Genomic DNA, 21183 nt, shown 5'->3' with positions numbered 1-21183 from the left:
TTTACAAATATGTAGATTATTATGACAAGCCGTCAAAAAAAACAATCAATATTTTACCATTATCATTTTATTAATGTTCTTCCTGACCACCAACCGGGCCTCACTCCTCAAAGTTGTAACCTGAAAAAACTTCAAAGGGTTTACACAGAAATCTGAAGACCGATTTCTGTGTAAACCCTTTCTATATCCTTATTTCCTGACCGGAAATCTTACACAAAACAACTTTCCCAATCTTTCCAGACAGGCTGATAACCTTGTCTTTCAATCATTTCCGCAATTTCTTTCGGGCTCCTTTCGTCACTGATCTCAAATTGTTCAAGTGATTCCGGTTCTACTACATATCCTCCCGGATTGGTTTTAGAGCCTGCACTGATTGAAGTAATACCAAGTTTTATCACATGATCTCTGAAAACCGGATTTTCACGGGTGGACAAAGAAAGCTCTACTTCCTCATTGAAAATTCTGAATGCGCAAATCAACTGAACCAATTCACGGTCAGACATTTCAACTTTGGGATCTAGTCCACCGGAAAAAGGACGTAATCTGGGAAAAGAGATAGAATATTTTGTCTGCCAGTATGTTTTTTCAAGGTAGTCAAGATGTAAAGCTGTCAGAAAACAATCTGTCCGCCAATCCTCCAAACCGATTAATACGCCTAAACCCATTTTATGGATCCCAGCTTTTCCCAGGCGGTCAGGCGTCAGCAGACGATACTCAAAATTAGCCTTTTTTCCTTTAGGATGATGGAGGCGGTAATCTTCCTGATGATAAGTTTCCTGATAGACCAACACAGTATTCAGCCCTTCTTCGATAAGCTCCTCATAATCAGTTTCATCCAGAGGTTGTACCTCCATTGAAATCAGAGAAAAATATGGCCGGATCAACTGCATTACCCTTTTTAAATATGGAACTCCCACAGTTTGATTCGCTTCTCCGGTCACGAGCAGAACATGATCATAACCCATTGATTTTATGAACCTTACCTCCTGCAAAATCTCTTCATCATTGAGTGTTTTGCGTTTTATTTTATTGTCAAAACTAAATCCGCAATACGTACAGATATTCTGGCATTCATTCGAAAGATACAAAGGCACATACATCTGAATGGTTTTCCCGAAACGTTTTTGAGTTAATTTATGACTTAATTGTGCCATTTCCTCCAAAAAAGGCATGGCAGCCGGAGAAATCAGCGCTTTGAAATCTTCCAGATTACGTCTGCCATCTGAACGCAATGCCGATTGCACGTCTGCTGAAGTTTTAGCCAGAATGCTTTCTTTTATTTCCTGCCAGGAATATTTTTCAAAAACGGATTGAAAGTCGGTATTCATAGAAAAATGCTTTAGGCTTTATTTCAGCCAACATTTTATTTATCAAATTAAAATCTGGAATCAAATGCTCAGTTATTCAGGAACTCCGTAAGCGGACTGCTTGCTACCGCCTGTCGGCTTGGTTGTGCCAGTTTTGCCTCAAATGCCATTCTTCCGGCTTCTACTGCCATTTTGAAAGCCATAGCCATCGCTACTGGATTTTGAGAAACAGCGATTGCTGTATTCACCAACACGGCATCTGCCCCGATTTCCATCGCTTTCGCAGCATCTGAAGGAGCGCCAATACCAGCGTCAATCACCACAGGAACTTTACTTTGTTCGATGATAATCTCCAGAAAATCAATTGTTTTAAGGCCTTTATTACTACCAATCGGAGAGCCCAAGGGCATTACTGCGGCTACTCCTGCATCTTCCAGTCTTTTACACAAAACCGGATCTGCATGAATATAAGGCAAAACGATAAAACCTAGTTTGGCTAATTCTTCTGCGGCTTTCAGACTCTCAATCGGATCTGGTAACAGGTATTTCGGATCCGGATGAATTTCAAGTTTTAACCAATTGGTTTCCAATGCTTCACGGGCAAGCTGAGCGGCAAAGACTGCTTCTCTGGCTGTTCTGACACCGGAAGTATTTGGTAAAAGGTTGAATTGCGGATGCAAAAGATGAGAGAGAATATCATCATCCTGACCCTTCAAATCTACTCTTTTCAAGGCAACTGTTACCAATTCCGAGCCGGAAACCAGCAAACTTTCTTCCATCAGACTGGCAGAACTGAATTTACCTGTTCCTGTGAAAAGTCTGGAATTGAATGTTTTATCTGCTATTTTTAATGACATCTTTTTGAAAATTCAGGTTGAAAACAAGCGATTTCAAACGCAATAAATCCGATTGGATTATGGACGAACCAACGATAATTCTTCCAAAAAACCTGATGTTACCCATGAAGGATTTTCAGCCAGGTTAATCACAGAAGAAACCGCCACGCCATATAATCCTGCTTGAAGCAGTAAGGGAACATCTGCCAATAAAACACCTCCGATACCCACTACAGGCAGTTTTAAGCCTTCTGCCTGACATTGTTTCATTAAAATCCGGTAGCCCTCAAGTCCGATAATCGGACTCAGGTTTTCTTTGGTTTTTGTAAAACGATAAGGTCCGCAACCAATGTAATTGACTTTTGCTTCATGTAAAGTCCGGATATCATCAAGGGTATTTGCTGTACCTCCGATAATAAAAGTGTCTCCTAACAGCTTTCTGGCTTCAACTGGTGATAAATCAGTCTTCCCCAAATGCACGCCATCAGCTTCTATTTCCTTTGCAAGGGCCGCATTGTCGTTGAGGATCAATCTGGTCTGAAATTGTTTACAGACTTCCTGAGTCTTCAGCGCAATGGCTTTCCAATCTTCGTAAGATTTGTTTTTTACCCTTAATTGCACCCAGTCTGCTCCTCCCCTGCAAGCTCTTCCGGCTTGTTCCCAATGGCTGATATCAGGTAAATCCTGTGTGATATAATGTAATCTGGCTATTTCCATGATGGTAATTAATATTGATTTTAAATCGGAAAAACATGCTCCGATAATTAATCCTGAATATGATATCCTAACAAATCAGGCGTTGAGGCCAGAAAATGTGTAACATATTGCTTGGCTTTCAGACATGAATCATAAATGTTAAAACCTAAAGCAAGATTCGCTGTAATAGCAGAGGATAACACACATCCGGAACCATGCTTTTCCCCGTTTGCAATCCGGAGTCCTTCAAAAACCTGTTGCTGCTCCTGCCAGTATAATAAATCATTGCTAAAGTCATTTTCAGCATGTCCGCCTTTGAGGTAAACTCCGATACTCTTCCCAAGTGTCAGTGCTTTCTGGTCCATCCCTGATTTATGCGGCACAAGTTTGTCAAGTTCCGGTAAGTTTGGCGTAATCAGAAACATCTTTTGCAGGAGGTTCTTCAGTACAATCAGATTAAGCTCCCTGTGAAAATCAAAACCTGCACTTGCTTTCAGAATCGGATCAAAAATAATCTTTACGGCAGGGTTAAAACGCAGTAATTCGTTGACAATTCCATCAAGTATTTCAAGGTTTTCAACCAGGCCAATTTTCACGAAATCAATGGTATAAGTTCTGAAAAGTATTTCCAGCTGGCGAAAAATATCTTCTTTACTGACCCATTTCAACCCTTCAAACTGGTAATCATTCTGAAAAGTCAAAGCCGTGCACACTCCTAAACCGTAAACCCTGCTGGCTTCAAATGTTTTAATATCTGCCAGTATCCCGGCTCCGCCGGAAGGGTCAAATCCTGCAATACTCAACACAAAAGGGCGATCTGTCATACTGCTGAATTTTGAGTATTTTCAAGGCTTTTCTGCCAGTTTATAAGGGGGTTTTCCGCCTGCCAGATACTTCCTAACAAAGCCGTTCCGCTAAAACCAATTTCCCGTAATTCCATAATTTTCTCTGCGCTGACACCACCCAATGCGATCACCGGAGTCTTTATCTCTGTTTTCTGAAAAAATCTTTTTAAATCCGGTAATTCAAATCCGGCAGGATAACCGGCTTTGGAAATACTATGATAAACAGGGCTCAGAAAAACATAATCCAATGAAACCGGCAAAGCAGTAATTTCTTCAAGAGAGTGAAGAGAAGCGCTGACAGTCAGCCCCCTGGTTCGTATTTTCTTAACCAGTTGTTTCAACTCCAGCTTATCCATTTCTTCCAGTAACCTTCCGGTTAGATGAATTCCTTTCAGATTATACCGATTAATCAGCTGATGGTGAGCATGAATGACAATTCTCCGAAGGAATTGGGGTTTAATTTCCTTCAGAAAATGCTCAAATTCATCAGAACTCATTTCCGGTTTCCGCAGATGAAATGTTTCCAGACCTGACTCAAACAGTTGCTGAATCAGGTCTTTTTCATTTACCAAGGATGTCGGATTTGAAATTACAATCAGTTTCATCATCATTTAAAGATAAACTTCTGCGCCCTCTTCCATGAACTTTTTAGATCTTTCTTCCATGCCTCGCAATAAAGCCTCCTTCTCATCTACCCCCTGATTTTCAGCATATTCCCGCACTTCCTGTGTGATCTTCATTGAACAGAAATTAGGGCCGCACATAGAACAGAAATGGGCGATTTTAGCACCCTCTGCCGGAAGCGTTTCATCATGAAATTCACGGGCTGTATCCGGATCAAGTGAAAGGTTAAACTGGTCTTCCCAACGGAATTCGAAGCGGGCTTTACTCAGCGCATTATCTCTTACCTGTGCACCCACATGCCCTTTGGCAAGGTCTGCCGCATGTGCCGCAATTTTATAGGTAATCACACCATCTTTAACGTCTTTTTTATTAGGCAAACCCAGATGCTCTTTCGGCGTTACATAACACAACATGGCGCAACCAAACCAGCCAATCATAGCCGCCCCGATCCCGGAGGTAATATGGTCATAACCAGGTGCTATATCTGTGGTCAATGGCCCAAGCGTGTAAAAAGGTGCTTCATGACATTCTTTCAGCTGCTTGTCCATGTTCTCCTTAATCAGGTGCATCGGTACGTGGCCTGGCCCCTCAATCATTACCTGTACATCATGCTTCCAGGCTATTTTCGTCAATTCTCCCAGGGTTTCCAGTTCGGCAAATTGTGCAGCATCATTGGCATCCGCAATACTTCCCGGGCGTAAACCGTCTCCTAAAGAAAAAGCTACATCATAGGCTTTCATTATTTCACAGATTTCTTCAAAATGTGTGTAAAGGAAATTTTCTTTATGATGAGCCAGACACCATTTTGCCATGATACTTCCACCTCTTGAGACAATTCCGGTTACACGTTTGGCTGTTAAAGGAACATAACGCAATAATACCCCTGCATGAATGGTGAAATAATCAACTCCCTGTTCTGCCTGTTCAATTAATGTATCTTTAAAAATCTCCCAGGTCAATGCTTCCGCTTTTCCTCCCACTTTCTCCAGGGCCTGGTAAATCGGTACAGTTCCAATCGGTACAGGAGCATTACGAATAATCCATTCACGGGTTTCATGGATATTTTTTCCGGTTGATAAATCCATTATGGTATCTGCTCCCCAGCGGCAGGCCCAAACTGCTTTCTCAACTTCTTCCTCAATACTTGAGCTTACAGCAGAGTTACCGATATTGGCATTGATTTTTACCAGAAAGTTACGGCCTATAATCATCGGCTCACTTTCGGGGTGATTGATATTTGAAGGAATAATTGCTCTTCCGCTGGCGATTTCTTCTCTGACAAATTCGGCAGTAATAGCTCCCGTTGGCGTATTTGCACCAAAACTATGTCCTTTATGCTGATGTCCTGCCGACTTTAGTGATTCGATTTTCTGATTTTCCCGAATGGCAATATATTCCATTTCAGGGGTAATTATGCCTTTTTTGGCATAGTGCAATTGTGTAACATTTCTGCCCGGAACAGCTTTCATTGGTTTTGCCAGGTGTTCAAAGCGAAGTGCATCCAATGTATTATTGGCCAATCGTTCTTTGCCATAATCTGATGAAATTTCCGGTAATCTCTCCACATCTCCACGATCCAGAATCCAGCTTTCTCTTAAGCGTGGTAAGCCTTTTTTTACATCTATCTCAATATTCGGATCGGTATAAGCTCCGCTGGTATCATAAACAGTTACTGAAGGATTCTGCTCTACTACTTTACCATTCACCTGGGTAGTTTCCAATGAAATCTCACGCATTGCTACCTCTATATCATGCAATTGCCCTTTTACATAAATTTTGCTGGAATTTGGAAAAGGCTTGCGGCTAATTACACCTGTTTCAGGTGCGTGATCGGGTTGTTTTTTCATTTGTGAAATTGTTTAGCGAATCGCCGCAGGCATCAAACCTCCGGCTGGATATTTAAGAATATTTTAGATTTGCTGTATGCAGGAAAAGAGAGAAAGAAATTTCCCTCCTTCTGTCCTGAATCAACCTCCCTGAGAGGCTCTGATTATAGTCACCTGATCATTTTCCTGAAAAACAACCTGTTCCCAGTCTGATTTGGTGATTACAAAATCGTTGATGGCGATGGCAAGGCCTTTCAGATGAGCCACTTGCTGATCACGGAGGAGTTGCGGAATGGTTAATTTCCCGGTTAATTCCACTGGCTGGTTATTGACAAAAATAGTCATGATAAACGTTCGGTTAATTGACAAAAAGACTATAAACCTTAGGAGAATCTCAAAACCTGATGGGTTGCAGTTTTGTACAAAAATGTACATGAATCGAAAAGTATATGCAAAACTACACGCCAACTGGACGTATATCGGAAGAAACATTGACTCATATCAGTTTTCAACCAGGTATTTTGCACGCTTTTTCCTTCGCAACCATTACGTTGTTCAGGTTCAAAGGGTATAATCTCAGCCCGTATATTAAGGCACCCCTAAAGTCTGGGACAAACTTACAGAGTGTTTTTGTCAGAAAAAAGGATTTTTTTGATTTTTTTGAATCTGAGATTCTGGAGAAAAAAGAGAAAAGTATAGCTAAGAGGAGAAAAAGAACAGAGATAAGACAAAAAAACGGGAAAAATACATTGATTTTTCCCGTTGCTGATGCAAAGAGGTGAGAGAAGAATTTCAACCTCTTTTGCCTTTATTTATCTTCTAAAATCCTGTGTGAGGCTAAAAAGTAATCCAGCGGCCTTCTTTTGATGCCTGTTCTTTGGTATAACTAACGCCATCTACTTTCAATCCTTTTGCCTCTAAAAGAGAGATTATTCCGCCTTTATTCGACAAAGGTGTATTTTTGGAAAGCTGGATCGTCAAAGTACCTCCCGAAGGAATCAGACCGCTTAGTGTTTCTTTCTTTTTCATGTTATTTGCTAAAGACCAGTCTTTCAAATCAATAGCCGATTCGGTCGGATTAAATAACAATACTTTTTCATTGCCCTCTTCCTGTCCTTTCGGATTAACCAGTGCTGCAACAATTTTTACCAGAGAATCTTCCGAAACAGTAACCGGATCCGGTTCAGCAGGAGTTGGTGTACCTGGCACCGAAGGATCCGGAACAGGCTGAGTGGCAGTAACCGGATGGCCTGTCACATCATCGGTATGAATAGCCTGAGATTGAAAACGAAGGAAAATAGCCACCCAATTGCCAGAAGACGGATAATTGATTAACATTCCTCCATCCTGCCAAACTCCGTTGTCATTGGAAAATCCTCCGGATCTGGGATTTCCCTGATTCATGTGGATGTCATGAATACCCTGATCCGGAATATCTGTAAAATATTTATCATGAGGCTTGGAAGGAGACCATTTTTCCCCGAAAGCATACACTATCCCTTTTTCATCAATGGCTTTTTTGATATAAAAATCAAACAAATCATTAAGGTCATTATTTTTCCCGGTCTGCTCATCCGGAATGATTTTCATCGTTGAAATATCGAACAAATTCCCTCTGATATAATCCAGTGCTCCGCTGTTTACTTTCGAAGGCAGGGTATTATAACCAAAAGCTAATCCCTGAAGAATGTTCAGTATCGGATGCGTAAATCCATCAATAATACTGTAAAATAAATCGGAAGGAGTTTCTGAAGATCGGACGTTCACTGCAATTCTGAAGAAATCACCCTTGGTATCAATCTTAATCTGATAATGATTGTTAGCCTGCCAGCTGTTTCTGAAATTGGTGGGAATACCCTTAAGTACTCCGTAATTTTTAAGGCTCATAATTATTTAGGTCTGAAAAATGAATTGTTATTTCTTCCCCAAAATAAATTATTCCTTCCGATTTTTCTTAGCGTGTAAATACGCTTTTTATTCAACGGCACCACCTGCATAATTCACTGTTTATCAATATCTTTCAGGTTAAATTTTTGTAAAATAATTTTCAGAATTAAATATGCCGTTTCATTTATTTTCTGTTTAATTTCATCCTGAACTTTATTCCTTTAAAACAAAATCTCTCTCAGCTCATGGAAAACTTTCACTATCCTTTGTTCCCGCAAGGTAATTCTGAAACAGAGCAAATTGCAGGTTTTCTCAGCAATCTGAATAACTTCTTTCATGATTTCTACCTTGCTCCTTTCAATTTTCAGGAATACATTAACGGAGAAATCCCGGCATTCAGAGATTTATTTTCAAATGCCTGGGAAGAACTGAATTCTATACTGGATGATTGTGCATATCAGGTTCATTATAAAGATTTTAATTTCCGCACGATCGGTTTTTCCGGAAATAATCTGCAACTCAAAGCGACTGCCATAAACTATACCTGCGGGCAACTCCGGGAATTGATTTCAGAAACCCTTCCGGATTTTCAGCAAAGTGATAATCTGAATAGCTATCTGGTCTGGCTTACTAAAATCGCAGTGTTCAAATTGAGCAAAACTGTTAAAAAAATTCTGGAATGGTTTAAAAAACTACTGAAATTGTTAAATTCAATCTTATCAAGCCTGTCAGCTGCTTTTCCTCAGATAGAAGCTATTAAAGAATTAAAAGATATGACAGAAAGTGTCTGGGAATTTACCAGCGAAGAAGTTTAAAAATACACTGATTATAAGTCGTTTATAAATCAAACGTTATCGGTAAAAAGAGAATGACAATATTTTTTTCAGAAAAAATCACTTATATAATTAAACCAAATTCCTCTTTGCCATTCAAAGATACAAAACAGACAATCTCAGCGTGAAATCAAGAAAAGCATATCGCTTATTACTTATAGGTTTTAGCCTGCTCACTATTTTGGTGGGAAGTATGTCTTTTAAGTCTGTTCCGGCTCCCTGCACTTCTAAAGACTCTGTTCAAAAAATCAACAGATTCAATCCTCATCAGGCGTCATTACAAAATATTCAGGAAAAATTCAGTAATCAATCTGATCAGGATGACAATGATAACTTTCCTGATTCAGGTCTTATAGCATTTGAAGAACCCCTGACATTTAATCAGACCCTTCTTCCGGAAACTTCGTCTGACTTTTGCAAATATTCTGCTGCCACCGATAAATTGCGGCTTTATATTATCAATAAGTCTCTGATCATTTAGCTCCTGCTGATTAACAACAGTTAATTCAGTTACGAAGGAGTATCCTTTTAATTGTATTTTTTCAGAAATCTCTTATATTCGTATAAAATGAAACGTAAGTGGTGAATAAGCTATTTGCTATTTCCGGTGATCATTTTTCTACGAAAACTTTAAACAACTTAGTCATCTAACTCTATGAGATCAAAGCTATTCTGCATAGCCTGTCTTTCTGTGATGATTGGCTGCTGTGCAAACAGTTTCGGGCAAGACACGCTAAGTCTGACCCTACCACAAGCCGAGCAACGTTTCTTACAGAAAAACTTTGTATTGCTAGCCCAAAAATTTAATGTAAATCTGGCAGAAGCCGCCGTTGAACAGGCTAAACTCTGGGACAACCCGAACTTACAGGTTGAACTCAATGCTTACAATCCGAATACCGGAGGTGTTTTTCCATTGACAAATGCAACGGGAGACCCTAACAATCCATCCGGTGGAGCTTACATGTTTCAGCTTCAGCAAATGATTAACCTGGCAGGTCGTCGTTCCAAATTGGTGAGTCTTTCTCAAACAGGAGTTGAACTCCAGCAGGCAGCATTTCAGGATCTGATGAGAAGTCTTCGCTTTCAGCTGGCTCAATCATTCGGAAACCTGAGTACTGAGCAAAAGCAGATGAAAATGCTCCAGCTGGAAGAGAAACAGATTTCAACGCTTTTAACTGCTTTCAAAGCTCAGCTGACGCTGGGTGTTATTCCTGAATATGAAGTAACAAGACTGGAACTGGAGCAAAAAAATCTGGGAAGTGCAGTCAAAAATCTTTCTGACCAGATCAGTCAGGATCAGGCAACGCTCAGGATCTTACTGGTACAAAACGGTCAGACGTATATCGAAGGAGTTATCGAAGATAAACAGGAAGTCTCTCCTCTTCCGAGTCTGAATCAGTTACTCGAATCCGCTTATGCCAACAGACCTGACTTACAGGTAGCAGATAAAAGCGTCTTATATAATAAACAAAATCTGACTTATCAGAAGGCACTTGCCACTCCGAGATTGATGCTGGGTGCGGACTATCAGCGTTTCGGCTCTGCCTATCCTTCTTTCTGGGGCTTACAGGCGGCCATGGATCTGCCCTGGAAAAACAGAAATCAGGGGAATATTCAGGCAGCTAAAATCGGTATAGAGCAATCCGGGCAAAACCTGAATCAGGCTAAACTTCAGGTTGAACAGGATGTCACTTCCGCTTATCAGCAATTACAGCATACACTGGCATTAAAAAGCACATTTACCCCTGATTATATTCAAAGGATTCAGGAGGTTTCCAAAAATGCCACTGACAATTACGCCAAAAGAACCATTGATCTGATAAGTTTCATTGACAAAATCCGGGCTTATAAGGATGCTCAATTGAATATGATTGATCTTGATAATCAACTGTTTCAGACTCAGCAGCAAATTAATTTTGTAACTAATACAAAGACTTTCTAATACCATGAAAAACAGACAATTCAGCTCAAAATTATGGTTCGTATCTATTACCTTTTCAGTGCTTATAACCTCATGCAGTGGAAAGAAGAAAGCTGTGGAAATGGAAAGTAAAGACATGGATTCGGCTTTTAAAACTGATACCGTACATCTGAGAAACTTCGAAAAAGAACTTCAGTTTACCGGACAGGTTTCCTTTGACCAGAAACAGGTAGGAAAAGTATATTCCATGATCAGCGGGAATGTGACCGAAGTAAATGCCGAACTGGGAAGTTTCGTAAAAAAAGGACAGACGCTTGCTAAAATTCAAAGTGCGGATGTCAGCCAGTTTCTCAAAGATTATAATACTGCGAAAGCCAATTATGATATTGCCAAAAGAAATGCAGACAATACTGAGGCTCTGTATAAAACAAAGTTTTCAAGTGAAACGGATTTGACCAATGCCAGAAAACAACTGGAAATTGCCAATTCAGAACTGGATCGTTCTTCTCAGGTATTAAAACTTTACGGAGAAGGGCAGTCTGGTCATACGCAAAACGGACAGCCATCCTTTACGATAAAAGCTCCTGTAAGCGGTTATGTGGTTGAAAGAACAATTAATCCGAATATGCAGATTCGTTCGGACAACGGAAATTCTATTTTCACCATTTCCAACCTGTCAGATGTATGGGTTCTGATCAATATTTATGAATCAGATATCGATGCTGTTAAAACAGGGCAGTCCGTTAATATTACTACACTTGCCTATCCGGGAAAGATTTTCCAGGGAGTTATTCAGAACATTAGCCAGGTATTAGACAACGACAGCAAAGTATTACAGGCCAGAGTTGTTTTACCCAATCCGGGGAATCTGTTAAAACCTGATATGTTCTGTACCATCCGCATGACAGCCGGGAAGGAAATTTATGGCAAAACGGTCAAAATGCTGGCTGTAAACCCTAAAGCGGTTATTTTCAGTCAGGATAAATATTTTGTAATTCAGGATAATGGCAAAGGGAAATACACCACAGTTCCGGTAGAAGTAATCCGAAGTACCTCAAAATACAGCTTTGTCAGGGGGAATCTGAAAGAGGGTGATTTAATTGTGACAGAGGGGGCTTTATTACTTTTCAATGAATTAAATAACTAAGAGCCATGAACAAACTTATTAAAAACTTAATTGGCTTTTCCCTCAGACATAAGTACGTTGTTTTCTTCGTTACTCTGCTTGTTGTGATTGCCGGGGCTATCAGTTTTTATAATACCCCGGTTGAAGCCTATCCGGATGTTACCAATACCGAGGTTGTCATTATTACCCAATGGCAGGGAAGAAGTGCAGAAGAAGTTGAACGGTTCATTTCCGTTCCGATCGAAACCGAGATGAACTCTATCGGTCATAAAACTGCCTTGCGTTCTATTAACCTTTTCGGGCTTTCTTTCATCAAAATTGTCTTTGAAGATGGCGTTGATAACTTCAATGCCAGAATGGAAGCCTCGCAGAAACTGGCTAACGTGGACCTCCCCGATGGCGTTTCGGCAGAAATACAGCCTCCGGCCGGACCAACCGGAGAGATTTACAGATTTACACTCACTTCACCGACCAAAACCAATACGGAACTTAAAACCTTAGAGGATTGGGTAGTAGAAAAAAACCTGAAGGCAGTACAGGGCATTGCTGATGTGGTAAGTTTCGGCGGACATATCAAGACTTTTGAAGTAAGTGTAAACCCAAATCTTCTGACGAAATACGGATTAACAGCACTTGATGTTTACGGAGCTTTACAAAGAGCTAACGTAAATGTCGGCGGAGATATTTTGCGGGAAGGCCAGCAGGCATTTGTGGTCAGAGGGATCGGTATTGTTAAGAATGTGCCTGATATTGAGAAAATTATCGTTAAAAACATCAATGGTGTACCCATCAGAATGACCAATATCGGTAAGGTACGGGAATCTTCTTTACCTCAAATGGGGATTGTCGGAAGAGACAATCACGATGATGTGGTAGAAGGTATCGTCTTAATGAGAAAAGGGGAAAACCCCGGAGATGTACTTCCTGCCCTTAAAGCAAAAGTGGAATATCTGAACAATACGGTTTTACCCGCTGATGTTAAAATAAAAGTATTTTACGACAGAACAGAACTCAATAACCATACGCTTCATACCGTCGGGGAAAATGTAGCAATGGGTATTTTTCTGGTAACAGTTATCCTTTTGATTTTCCTTGCAGACTGGCGTACTACAGCAACAGTTGCTATGGTTATTCCGTTAGCCTTGTTATTTGCTTTTATTCTGATGAGAATGAAAGGAATGACCGCCAATCTTTTGTCAATCGGTGCCATCGACTTTGGTATTATCATCGATGGTGCAGTGGTAATGGTAGAAGGTCTGTTTGTGATGCTGGCACACTGGGCAGAACATGACGGAATGGAAGCCTTCAATAAAAGGGCAAAAATGGGGAGAATCCTGACAACGGCAGTTGAGATGGGAAAATCTATTTTTACTTCAAAACTGATCATTATCACAGCGCTTTTGCCGATATTCTCTTTCCAGAAAGTAGAAGGTAAACTATTTAGCCCTCTGGCCTTTACGATCGGATTTGCCTTATTGGGTGCCTTACTGCTGGCTCTCACGCTTGTACCGGTACTCAGCAGCATCTTACTCAACAAAAACGTAAGGGAAAGACACAATCCGATTATCGAATGGCTGAACCGGAATTATGCTCCTTTACTGGATCATGTAATGCAGCATCCTAAACGAGCGGTATCTACAGGTCTGATCGCACTTGGTCTGGCACTTGGCTCTTTTCACTTTGTAGGATCAGAGTTTTTGCCTCATCTCAATGAAGGTTCTATCTATGTGCGTGCGTCCATGCCATTATCAGTAAGTCTGGAAGACAGTTATCATTATACCCGCAAATTCAGACAGGTTTTTGAGCAATTTCCTGAAGTCCGCGGAGTGATTTCACAAACCGGCCGGCCAAACGACGGAACAGATGCTACAGGTTTCTTCAATCAGGAGTTTTTTGTGGATCTTTTTCCAAAAGAGGAGTGGAAAAGAGATATTTCAAAAGATGAGCTGATTTCAGAAATGCAGGTAAAACTCAATAAATACCGGGGCATCGATTTTAACTTTTCTCAACCCATTTCCGACAACGTTGAAGAAGCTGTTTCCGGGGTAAAAGGCTCAATTGCTGTAAAAATTCAGGGGCCGGACTTAACGATCCTGGATAAAAAGGCGGATGAAGTTTTTGCCCAGTTGAAACGTGTAAAAGGGATTGAAGATTTAGGTATTTTCAGAAATTTAGGTCAACCGGAATTAAGAATCACCCTCAATCCTGATAAAATGGCTCAATATGGTATTGATGCCGCAGATGCCAATGCCGTCATAGAAATGGCAATAGGTGGAAAAGCTGTCAGTCAGGTTTATGAAGGTGAACGAAAATTTGACCTGCGTTTACGTTATGATCTGCCATACCGTTCTTCGATAGATCAAATCAGTAATCTATTGGTGCCAACCTTAAACGGAGGAAAAATCCCGTTAAAAGAAATCTCAACTATCGGTAATATTGCCGGACCTGCCTTTATTTACCGGGAAAACAATAGTCGTTTCATCGCCGTGAAATTCTCCGTAAGAGGCCGGGATCTGGGAAGCACAATTGCAGAAGCCCAGAAAAATGTGAACAAAAACGTCAGGCTCTCAAAAGGTTATGAAATAAAATGGAACGGGGAATTTGAAAATCAGGAGAGAGCAGAACATCAGCTTTCCATTGTAGTACCGATCAGTATTCTTTTGATTTTCTTCATTCTTTTCGTCTCTTTTGGCAGTGCACTGGATTCCATTCTGGTATTACTGAATGTGCCTTTTGCCTTAATCGGGGGTATTCTGGCGCTGTTATTTACCGGAGTTAATTTCAGTATTTCTGCCGGGGTCGGGTTTATCGCCCTTTTTGGTGTAGCTACTCAGGATGGCGTAATTCTGGTGAATAAATTCCGGCATAATCTCAAAGAAGGAATGCCGTTGGTGCAAGCAATTAAAGATGGTGCCAAATCCCGTTTACGGCCTGTAATTATGACAGCCCTGATGGCTTCTCTGGGTTTGCTTCCGGCAGCTTTATCAACCGGAATCGGCTCTGAAACGCAAAAACCACTGGCCATTGTGGTAATCGGAGGATTAATTACTGCAACGATTTTGTCTCTGCTGATTCTTCCAACAGTTTATGAGTGGATTTATAGCAGCCGTGAAAGAAGAAAAAGCTTAAAGTAAAAAGTAATCTATTTGTCTGTTTTACAGCAATCGCCCTCTGATATTTGGAGGGCGATTCTTTCAAATCTGAAGGTTTTCCGTAAGACTGAACAATTCGTGATAAAAACAAAAAGTACCTTAAAATTCAGATAATATTTTTCAAAAAAAATGCCGTTTTGCATTAAACGTTTTCCTTACTAAATACTCAAAATACCAGTTACCTTAACAGTTTAAACATTCCTTCAATCTCTTAAATTAAAATTTGTTATGAAAACTAAATTTTTTGTTGCTGCATTCAGTGCATTTGTTCTTTCAGTAAGTGCATTCGCTCAAACACCTCAAGAAACTGCTAAAACTGCCACAAAAGAGGCTAAACACGAGGCTAAACATGAAGCTAAAAAAGCTAAGGAAGAAGCCAAAGAAGTAAAACACGAAGCTAAAGAAGCTACTGCAAAAGCGAAACACGAAGCTAAGCATGAAGCTAAAAAAGCGAAAGAAGAGGCTAAAAAAGTGAACTAATCCGATAAAATTCCGGAATTAATACCTTTTATCAAGTACCCCGGTAATTTTCAGAATATCTGACTTATCGGGGTTTTTCGTAGTCTATGAAATTATTAACGAGGAACAAGTTGTAAAAAACGGCTCCCATTCAGCACATAAATGAAAGCCTTTTAAAGTCATCCGGTATTTAAATCACTTTCTTAGTCAGAATGGTGATTATTAAGCCGACTAAACCGACAGCAGCTATGAAAAGTACAATTCTGGTCCATAGTTTCATTTTTCGTTTCCTGGGCTTACTCCCAAGATACTTGTGATAGTGGTAATCAGACATATAAAATTTAGTTTAGTAGTTAAGGGTGCTATTAATCTTATTCTAAAGATATAAAAAAAATCACTTATCAGATGTTAATTATTTTTTAAAAATATGTTTATTCGTAGAATAAAACTGATAAAATAAGAATATTTATAATTTTTATTATCCAAACACAATACCAGTTCTTCTCTCTACCGATTCTTACATCTCTCTCCTCCATATTTTCTACGAGGATTCTTTTTTATTTTCCGACAGAAAAAACCTTATTCTATCATTCAATTCTTCAGGCTATACATTCCTTTTACCTTAAAAGCATCAGTACGGCAGGATGTACATCTGGTTTAAACACAAAACCCTAAAACCTGGCTTAATTCGGATTTAGGGTTTTGTGCTGTTTATTTCAGGTAATTTCTAATACCCTGGATTCTGATACATTTTCTCCGGATTCAATTTGTACTCATCAAACGGAATAGGGAAATAATAATCTTTGGTCCCGAAATTGGAAACCTTAGCGGTTCCGTAATCTGCCTGTGATTTAGCCTGCATATAAGTAACTAATTCGGCTGAAGTAAAGAATCGAAGCAAATCAAACCAACGATGGTGCTCAAATGCCAGTTCCACTCTTCTTTCATGCAAAATGGCCAGTTTCAATGTCGGGAATTTCTTACTGTAATTCTCATTGTTTAATGAAGTCTGGTAGTTTGGCATATTAGCTCTTTCACGAACTAAATTAAGATACTGAATCGCTGAAGCCTCATCACCCAGGTAAAGGTTCACTTCTGCCAACATTAATATTACATCAGCGTATCGAAGTAAAGGCCAGTCGTTTCCGCCATAACCGCTGGTTCCGGCTGCGGCACTCGCATCTCTGAATTTAGTAATGTACCAATCTTTTACCGAAGCATCATTAGCATATTTGATAGAGAAGTCTTTACGAAGGTCATTGTCTTCATATTCTTTTACCAAGTCAGCTTTTACATTTCCCCCTACTCCGCTGCTAGGTTTCAAAGAGTTAATAGTTTCTCCTTTAGCCTGATTATTTGCCGCAATAGATGAAGAATAATTGAGATCCCCCTGCTTATTTACAATCTGAAAAATAATCTCCGCATTGGTAGATTTCTTGTTTACATCAAAAACATCAGCATAAGGGATTTCTTTCAGATTACCGAAAGCTCTCATATCGTAAGCAGCTTTAAGATACGTTTTGGCATTATTCAGATTCGTAGTTCTGTTACCCTGATCAAGTGTTGTTGCCATGGTAAGATAAACCTGTCCCAGCAAGGCATTTGCTGCTGCTTTTGACACTCTTCCTTTTCCCGTAAGTGGCTGCTGGTTAGGCAGTCCGCTTGATACAGCTTCCTTCAGATCAGCTACGATTTGTTCATACACTTTTTCTTTCTTCTCTCTGAAAGTGTTTGAGGCGATTTCACCTGTCGTATTTAACTGTTTGGTAATCAACGGAACATCTCCCCATTTACGCACCAGGTGGAAATAAGTGAGGGCACGAATAAATTTTACTTCTGCATTATACTGATCTTTATTGGCAGGCACTACAAACGTTACTTTATCAATATTTGAGGTAACCTGATTACAACGTGTAATCGTCTGGTAAAGGGAAAGCCAGTGGCTTTTCAGATAAGTATTACTTGGCAGAATAGAAAAATCATTGAACTGAAACGGTTCTCCGGCGTTAGACTGGTTATCGTTTCTACCAGCATCATCCGAGCGCTCGTCTGTATAAAGTCCGCTGTTTTCTCCGATATTATTTGAGCTGCGCAAAGACTGGTAAACGCCATTTACAGCCAGAAGTACGTCATTTTCAGATTGAAAATAATCCTTTGCAGCTACCGCGTTCGGGTCTGTCTGCGAAAGGAAGTCTTCACTACATCCGGTAAACAATGTAGTCAAGGTGATTATTACTAAGAATTTCTTTATCATTATTTCAGTTTTTTAAGTCAGACTTTGAGTACCAGGAGATTTTCGTGTTTGTACAAAAACCCCCTTTTTAAATCAGAAAGTAAGTTTAGCACCGATGTTATAAGCTCGCATCAACGGATACTTTCCATAATCAACCCCCGGAGTCAGGTTTGCTCCGTTGTTGTAATCAACCTCAGGGTTATATCCTTTGTATTTGGTAAGGGTGAAAGCATTGTCAACACCTATGTAAATTCTGGCATTTGAGATAGCTTTCTGAGAACCTAACCATTTTTCAGGCAGGGTAAAACCTACCGTCATATTGGTACAGCGAAGGAATGAACCATCCTGCAGATAGAATGTTGAAAGACGTGTACTGTTACTTTGTGTTCCCCCGCGTGAGGCTCTGTAAACCATTCCGTTTCCTGGCTCAGCTTCAGATCTGTAACGATCCGCTACTGAAGCATACTGATTTCCTGATCCTTCCATGTTGTAGATGTAATAATCCTGTCCGTCCAATACCTGGTTACCATAAGAACCATTAAATGAAGAACTGAAATCCAGGTTTTTGTAAGTGGCAGAAATGGCAAAACCATAAGTAAATTTAGGATATGGCGTTCCGATGATTGTTTTGTCAAGATCATTTACTACACCATCTCCGTTTACATCTTCGAAATAAAGATCTCCAGGTTTCAAAGGATTACTTGAGGCAGTAGAACGTGCCGGGCCTTTGATTACATAACCTTTAGGGAAAGATTGCGTAGCAGAATTATAGGCTGCATTATCAGCAGCAATATTTTCCATATCCGACTGGCGAACCATTCCTTTCACTTTAAAACCATAGAACATACCGATTGGCTGTCCTTCCTGAGTGATGTGTGTAAGATATGAACGCTCTGCACCGTTAGTGATAATCGTGTTTGAACCACCCATATCCAGCACTTCATTTCTGTTGATTGAAATGTTTCCGCTTACGTTCAGACGGAAGTCAGAACTTTGAATTACACGTGTATCAATCTGTAAATCAAGCCCTTTATTCTGCACTTTCGAACCTTTCAGGTTGGTTAAGACAGAAGAAACTCCTGAAACAGCAGATACAGGCTGGTTAAATAATAAATCAGAAGACTGACTGATATAGTAGTTGGCAATCACAAAAACACGGTTATTGAAAAGACCGATATCTGCTCCGAAATTGTATTGAGAGGTAGATTCCCAACCAAGACTTAAATCACGGATAGAGTTAGGTGCGATAGCAGACTGGATAGTATTGTTTCCAAAAACAACTCCTACCGGGCTCGACATGGTCTGAAGGTAGTTATAGTTACCGATGTTGTTATTTCCACTCAACCCCCAGCTTGCACGAAGTTTAAGAGAGTATTTTTCTCCGAATTTTTCATTGAAAAAAGATTCCTGAGAAACATTCCAGCTTGCTGAAACAGAAGGGAAATTACCCCAACGGTTCAAAGGGCCAAAACGGGAAGAAGCATCTCGTCTGAAAGAAGCTGTCAGGAAATATTTCTCCTTGTAATTATAAGCTACACGGCTTAAATATGACAGCAATGTAGTGGTTGACTTAAATGTACCAGTTGTTCCTGTATTCAGGGTTAAGTTACTCGGATCAGCTCCTTTTCCTGTAATTTCTTCAATTCTGTCATTCTGGTAACCGTTTGCGGAAAGACTGATCTGGTCAATATCAAGTTGCTGGGCAGTATATCCGGCTAAAGCACTGATGCCGTGAGAACCGAATTGCTTGTTATAATTGGCTGTAAATTCTACCAGTTTATCTGTTTCATTACGATTCTGAGCTACTGAGTTTGCCGCAGCAATTGCCTGAGGAGAGCCCGGAGGGTTAGCACCATTACTCAAAGTTGTAGGCGAATAGAACTCATATTTTTCATTATATGTCTGCAAACCAACGTTTACTTTTCCTGATAAACCAGGTAAAATTTCATACGTTGCATTTCCGCTAAATGTTCCCCGCAAACCTTTTCTTGAAATATGTGTTTCTGTCGCTAAAGCAACCGGGTTTTCAATAGTTTGGTAAGCGTACTGAGAAGAAAGTCCTGCCATTTCATTTTTTCTCAAACTTCCGTCGTCATTATAAGCTCTGAAAAAAGGCATGTAAACCAAAGCTCCCAGGATAGGCCCCTGATTGAAACGACCTTCCTGAACTTCACGGTTTGTATTAGAAGTAACAGCCAGGTTTCCGGCAACTTTCAGCTTTTTACTAACTTGTCCGTCAATATTCGCTCTGAAATTATAACGTTCCTGTTTGGTGCTTTTGATAATCCCCGGCTGACTCATATATCCACCGCTGATTGAATATCTGCTTGTGCTGTTTCCTCCGGCAAATGAGAGATTATGTCTCTGCATCATACTGGTCTGATACAATTCATCCTGCCAATCTGTGTTGTATTTCGGTTTAATGAGTTTTTGAGAAGCAAAATCATAAAATTCTGCCGGAATACTTACAGAAGAGGCATTTCCTACTTTGGCAACACGTGTGGCATTATCATCTGAAAACATGGCATCAGTCCAGGGCTTTCCTGCATTTACTACCAGGTCACGATAGGTATTATTATGTCCGTCAATCAATAATTGTGCAGCCTGCTCCGAATTAAGAAGATCTACTTTCTTACTCAATTGATTCAATCCGTACTGTACATCATATTGAAATACACCTTTTCCGTCTTTTCCTCTTTTAGTTGTAATAATGACAACCCCTCCGGCAGCTCTTGAACCATAAATGGCCGCAGAAGCCGCATCTTTCAGAATGTCAATGGTTTCGATGTCATTAGGGTTGATAAATAAGTCATTTCCAACCGGATAACCGTCAACAACATACAAAGGATCAGAGCTGGCATTGATTGAGCCAACACCTCTTACTCTGATTTTAGTACTTACGTAAGGCGCTCCGCTCACCTGAGAAACCTGAACACCGGCCACTTTACCAACCAAAGCCTGTCCGACTGTTGGTGTAGAAAGGTTTAATTCCTTTGCTTTTACGCTGGAAACAGCACCGGTAATATCACTCTTGCGAACTGTAGAATATCCGATTGCAACAACTTCCTGAAGCTGATAAGCCCCTTCTACCAGTTGTACGTTGATTACTGCACCTGAATTTCCTACAGCTACTTCCTTTGTTTCATAACCTACGAAAGAAAATACAAGTTTTGTACCTTCGGCTACTGAAATCGTATATTTTCCGTTAGCATCTGTTACAGTTCCTTTTCTGGTTGTTTTATCCAGAACATTCACGCCGGGCATAACCTGCCCTTTTTCATCTGTAACCACTCCGGTTACAGCAAAGTTTGCCGACTTCTGATGTCTGATTATTAGAGGAGCGGCATGAGAAGTATGAGACTTCATTACGCCGGACACTACAATCAACAGGAGGATGGCTCTCAGCCATACCTGTTTTTGTAATTGTTTTTGCATTAG

17 protein-coding genes and 1 riboswitch are annotated in these 21183 nt (G+C 40.2%); of the genes, 6 read left to right on the top strand and 11 right to left on the bottom strand.

Annotated elements, in window-relative coordinates; genetic code table 11:
* Positions 1-209: 209 nt before the first annotated feature.
* From thiH to BM179_RS01075, 8 genes are all read right to left on the bottom strand, one after another.
* Positions 210-1328, bottom strand: a complete 1119-nt coding sequence (gene thiH, locus BM179_RS01110) for a 2-iminoacetate synthase ThiH (RefSeq protein ID WP_092010853.1) — start codon at positions 1326-1328, stop codon at positions 210-212.
* A gap of 68 nt (positions 1329-1396) precedes the next feature.
* Positions 1397-2164 carry a thiazole synthase gene (locus BM179_RS01105; RefSeq protein WP_092010850.1) on the bottom strand — a complete coding sequence of 256 codons (768 nt, stop codon included), beginning with the start codon at positions 2162-2164 and terminating at the stop codon, positions 1397-1399.
* Positions 2165-2221: 57 nt separating this feature from the next.
* Positions 2222-2860, bottom strand: a complete 639-nt coding sequence (locus BM179_RS01100) for a thiamine phosphate synthase (RefSeq protein ID WP_092010847.1) — start codon at positions 2858-2860, stop codon at positions 2222-2224.
* 47 nt (positions 2861-2907) lie between these two features.
* The gene (locus BM179_RS01095; protein ID WP_092010844.1) at positions 2908-3663 is read right to left on the bottom strand and encodes a hydroxymethylpyrimidine/phosphomethylpyrimidine kinase; all 756 of its coding nucleotides are present in this window, start codon (positions 3661-3663) and stop codon (positions 2908-2910) included.
* Entirely contained in the window at positions 3660-4295 is a 636-nt protein-coding gene (locus tag BM179_RS01090) for a thiamine phosphate synthase (protein ID WP_092010841.1), read from the bottom strand. The genes BM179_RS01095 and BM179_RS01090 overlap by 4 nt, the downstream gene beginning before the upstream one ends.
* A complete protein-coding gene (gene thiC, locus BM179_RS01085) occupies positions 4296-6155 on the bottom strand; it encodes a phosphomethylpyrimidine synthase ThiC (protein ID WP_092010838.1) in 1860 nt (619 codons plus the stop codon).
* Positions 6156-6275: 120 nt separating this feature from the next.
* Entirely contained in the window at positions 6276-6479 is a 204-nt protein-coding gene (gene thiS / locus BM179_RS25165; protein ID WP_177219267.1) for a sulfur carrier protein ThiS, read from the bottom strand.
* A gap of 170 nt (positions 6480-6649) precedes the next feature.
* Positions 6650-6745: riboswitch (TPP riboswitch) on the bottom strand.
* A gap of 226 nt (positions 6746-6971) precedes the next feature.
* Positions 6972-8021: a DUF2278 family protein gene (locus tag BM179_RS01075; RefSeq protein ID WP_092010832.1), complete on the bottom strand. Its 1050-nt coding sequence runs from the start codon at positions 8019-8021 to the stop codon at positions 6972-6974.
* A 245-nt stretch (positions 8022-8266) separates the two neighbouring features.
* On the opposite strand from BM179_RS01075, the gene BM179_RS01070 reads away from it, so the two are divergent.
* The 6 genes from BM179_RS01070 to BM179_RS01045 all read left to right on the top strand — a co-directional run bounded on the left by BM179_RS01070 (position 8267) and on the right by BM179_RS01045 (position 15533).
* Positions 8267-8836, top strand: coding sequence for a hypothetical protein (locus BM179_RS01070; RefSeq protein ID WP_092010830.1), 570 nt, complete (start codon positions 8267-8269; stop codon positions 8834-8836).
* 142 nt (positions 8837-8978) lie between these two features.
* Positions 8979-9335, top strand: coding sequence for a hypothetical protein (locus BM179_RS01065; RefSeq protein WP_143095113.1), 357 nt, complete (start codon positions 8979-8981; stop codon positions 9333-9335).
* A 174-nt stretch (positions 9336-9509) separates the two neighbouring features.
* The gene (locus BM179_RS01060) at positions 9510-10796 is read left to right on the top strand and encodes a TolC family protein (RefSeq protein ID WP_092010824.1); all 1287 of its coding nucleotides are present in this window, start codon (positions 9510-9512) and stop codon (positions 10794-10796) included.
* Positions 10797-10800: 4 nt separating this feature from the next.
* On the top strand, positions 10801-11922 hold the full coding sequence (locus BM179_RS01055) for an efflux RND transporter periplasmic adaptor subunit (protein WP_092010820.1): 1122 nt from the start codon (positions 10801-10803) through the stop codon (positions 11920-11922).
* A gap of 5 nt (positions 11923-11927) precedes the next feature.
* Positions 11928-15035 carry an efflux RND transporter permease subunit gene (locus BM179_RS01050; protein WP_092010817.1) on the top strand — a complete coding sequence of 1036 codons (3108 nt, stop codon included), beginning with the start codon at positions 11928-11930 and terminating at the stop codon, positions 15033-15035.
* Between the two features lie 246 nt (positions 15036-15281).
* A complete protein-coding gene (locus tag BM179_RS01045; RefSeq protein ID WP_092010814.1) occupies positions 15282-15533 on the top strand; it encodes a hypothetical protein in 252 nt (83 codons plus the stop codon).
* 169 nt (positions 15534-15702) lie between these two features.
* Here the strand turns inward: BM179_RS01045 and BM179_RS25505 are convergent, their stop codons facing one another.
* From BM179_RS25505 to BM179_RS01035, 3 genes are all read right to left on the bottom strand, one after another.
* Positions 15703-15846 carry a hypothetical protein gene (locus BM179_RS25505; RefSeq protein WP_218159130.1) on the bottom strand — a complete coding sequence of 48 codons (144 nt, stop codon included), beginning with the start codon at positions 15844-15846 and terminating at the stop codon, positions 15703-15705.
* 393 nt (positions 15847-16239) lie between these two features.
* Positions 16240-17766: a RagB/SusD family nutrient uptake outer membrane protein gene (locus BM179_RS01040; protein WP_092010812.1), complete on the bottom strand. Its 1527-nt coding sequence runs from the start codon at positions 17764-17766 to the stop codon at positions 16240-16242.
* Between the two features lie 72 nt (positions 17767-17838).
* On the bottom strand, positions 17839-21180 hold the full coding sequence (locus BM179_RS01035; protein WP_092010809.1) for a SusC/RagA family TonB-linked outer membrane protein: 3342 nt from the start codon (positions 21178-21180) through the stop codon (positions 17839-17841).
* Between the last annotated feature and the right edge of the window lie 3 nt (positions 21181-21183).

This window comes from Pseudarcicella hirudinis, assembly GCF_900115665.1.
Classification (GTDB): Bacteria; Bacteroidota; Bacteroidia; order Cytophagales; family Spirosomataceae; genus Pseudarcicella; species Pseudarcicella hirudinis.
This window is presented reverse-complemented; position numbering and strand designations above follow the sequence as displayed.

Excerpts from the sequence above, each read along its gene's own strand:
- thiH (WP_092010853.1), bottom strand. The coding sequence starts at position 1,328 with ATGAATACCGACTTTCAATCCGTTTTTGAAAAATATTCCTGGCAGGAA.
- BM179_RS01105 (WP_092010850.1), bottom strand. The coding sequence starts at position 2,164 with ATGTCATTAAAAATAGCAGATAAAACATTCAATTCCAGACTTTTCACA.
- BM179_RS01100 (WP_092010847.1), bottom strand. The coding sequence starts at position 2,860 with ATGGAAATAGCCAGATTACATTATATCACACAGGATTTACCTGATATC.
- BM179_RS01095 (WP_092010844.1), bottom strand. The coding sequence starts at position 3,663 with ATGACAGATCGCCCTTTTGTGTTGAGTATTGCAGGATTTGACCCTTCC.
- BM179_RS01090 (WP_092010841.1), bottom strand. The coding sequence starts at position 4,295 with ATGATGATGAAACTGATTGTAATTTCAAATCCGACATCCTTGGTAAAT.
- thiC (WP_092010838.1), bottom strand. The coding sequence starts at position 6,155 with ATGAAAAAACAACCCGATCACGCACCTGAAACAGGTGTAATTAGCCGC.
- thiS (WP_177219267.1), bottom strand. The coding sequence starts at position 6,479 with ATGACTATTTTTGTCAATAACCAGCCAGTGGAATTAACCGGGAAATTA.
- BM179_RS01075 (WP_092010832.1), bottom strand. The coding sequence starts at position 8,021 with ATGAGCCTTAAAAATTACGGAGTACTTAAGGGTATTCCCACCAATTTC.
- BM179_RS01070 (WP_092010830.1), top strand. The coding sequence starts at position 8,267 with ATGGAAAACTTTCACTATCCTTTGTTCCCGCAAGGTAATTCTGAAACA.
- BM179_RS01060 (WP_092010824.1), top strand. The coding sequence starts at position 9,510 with ATGAGATCAAAGCTATTCTGCATAGCCTGTCTTTCTGTGATGATTGGC.
- BM179_RS01055 (WP_092010820.1), top strand. The coding sequence starts at position 10,801 with ATGAAAAACAGACAATTCAGCTCAAAATTATGGTTCGTATCTATTACC.
- BM179_RS01050 (WP_092010817.1), top strand. The coding sequence starts at position 11,928 with ATGAACAAACTTATTAAAAACTTAATTGGCTTTTCCCTCAGACATAAG.
- BM179_RS01045 (WP_092010814.1), top strand. The coding sequence starts at position 15,282 with ATGAAAACTAAATTTTTTGTTGCTGCATTCAGTGCATTTGTTCTTTCA.
- BM179_RS25505 (WP_218159130.1), bottom strand. The coding sequence starts at position 15,846 with ATGTCTGATTACCACTATCACAAGTATCTTGGGAGTAAGCCCAGGAAA.
- BM179_RS01040 (WP_092010812.1), bottom strand. The coding sequence starts at position 17,766 with ATGATAAAGAAATTCTTAGTAATAATCACCTTGACTACATTGTTTACC.
- BM179_RS01035 (WP_092010809.1), bottom strand. The coding sequence starts at position 21,180 with ATGCAAAAACAATTACAAAAACAGGTATGGCTGAGAGCCATCCTCCTG.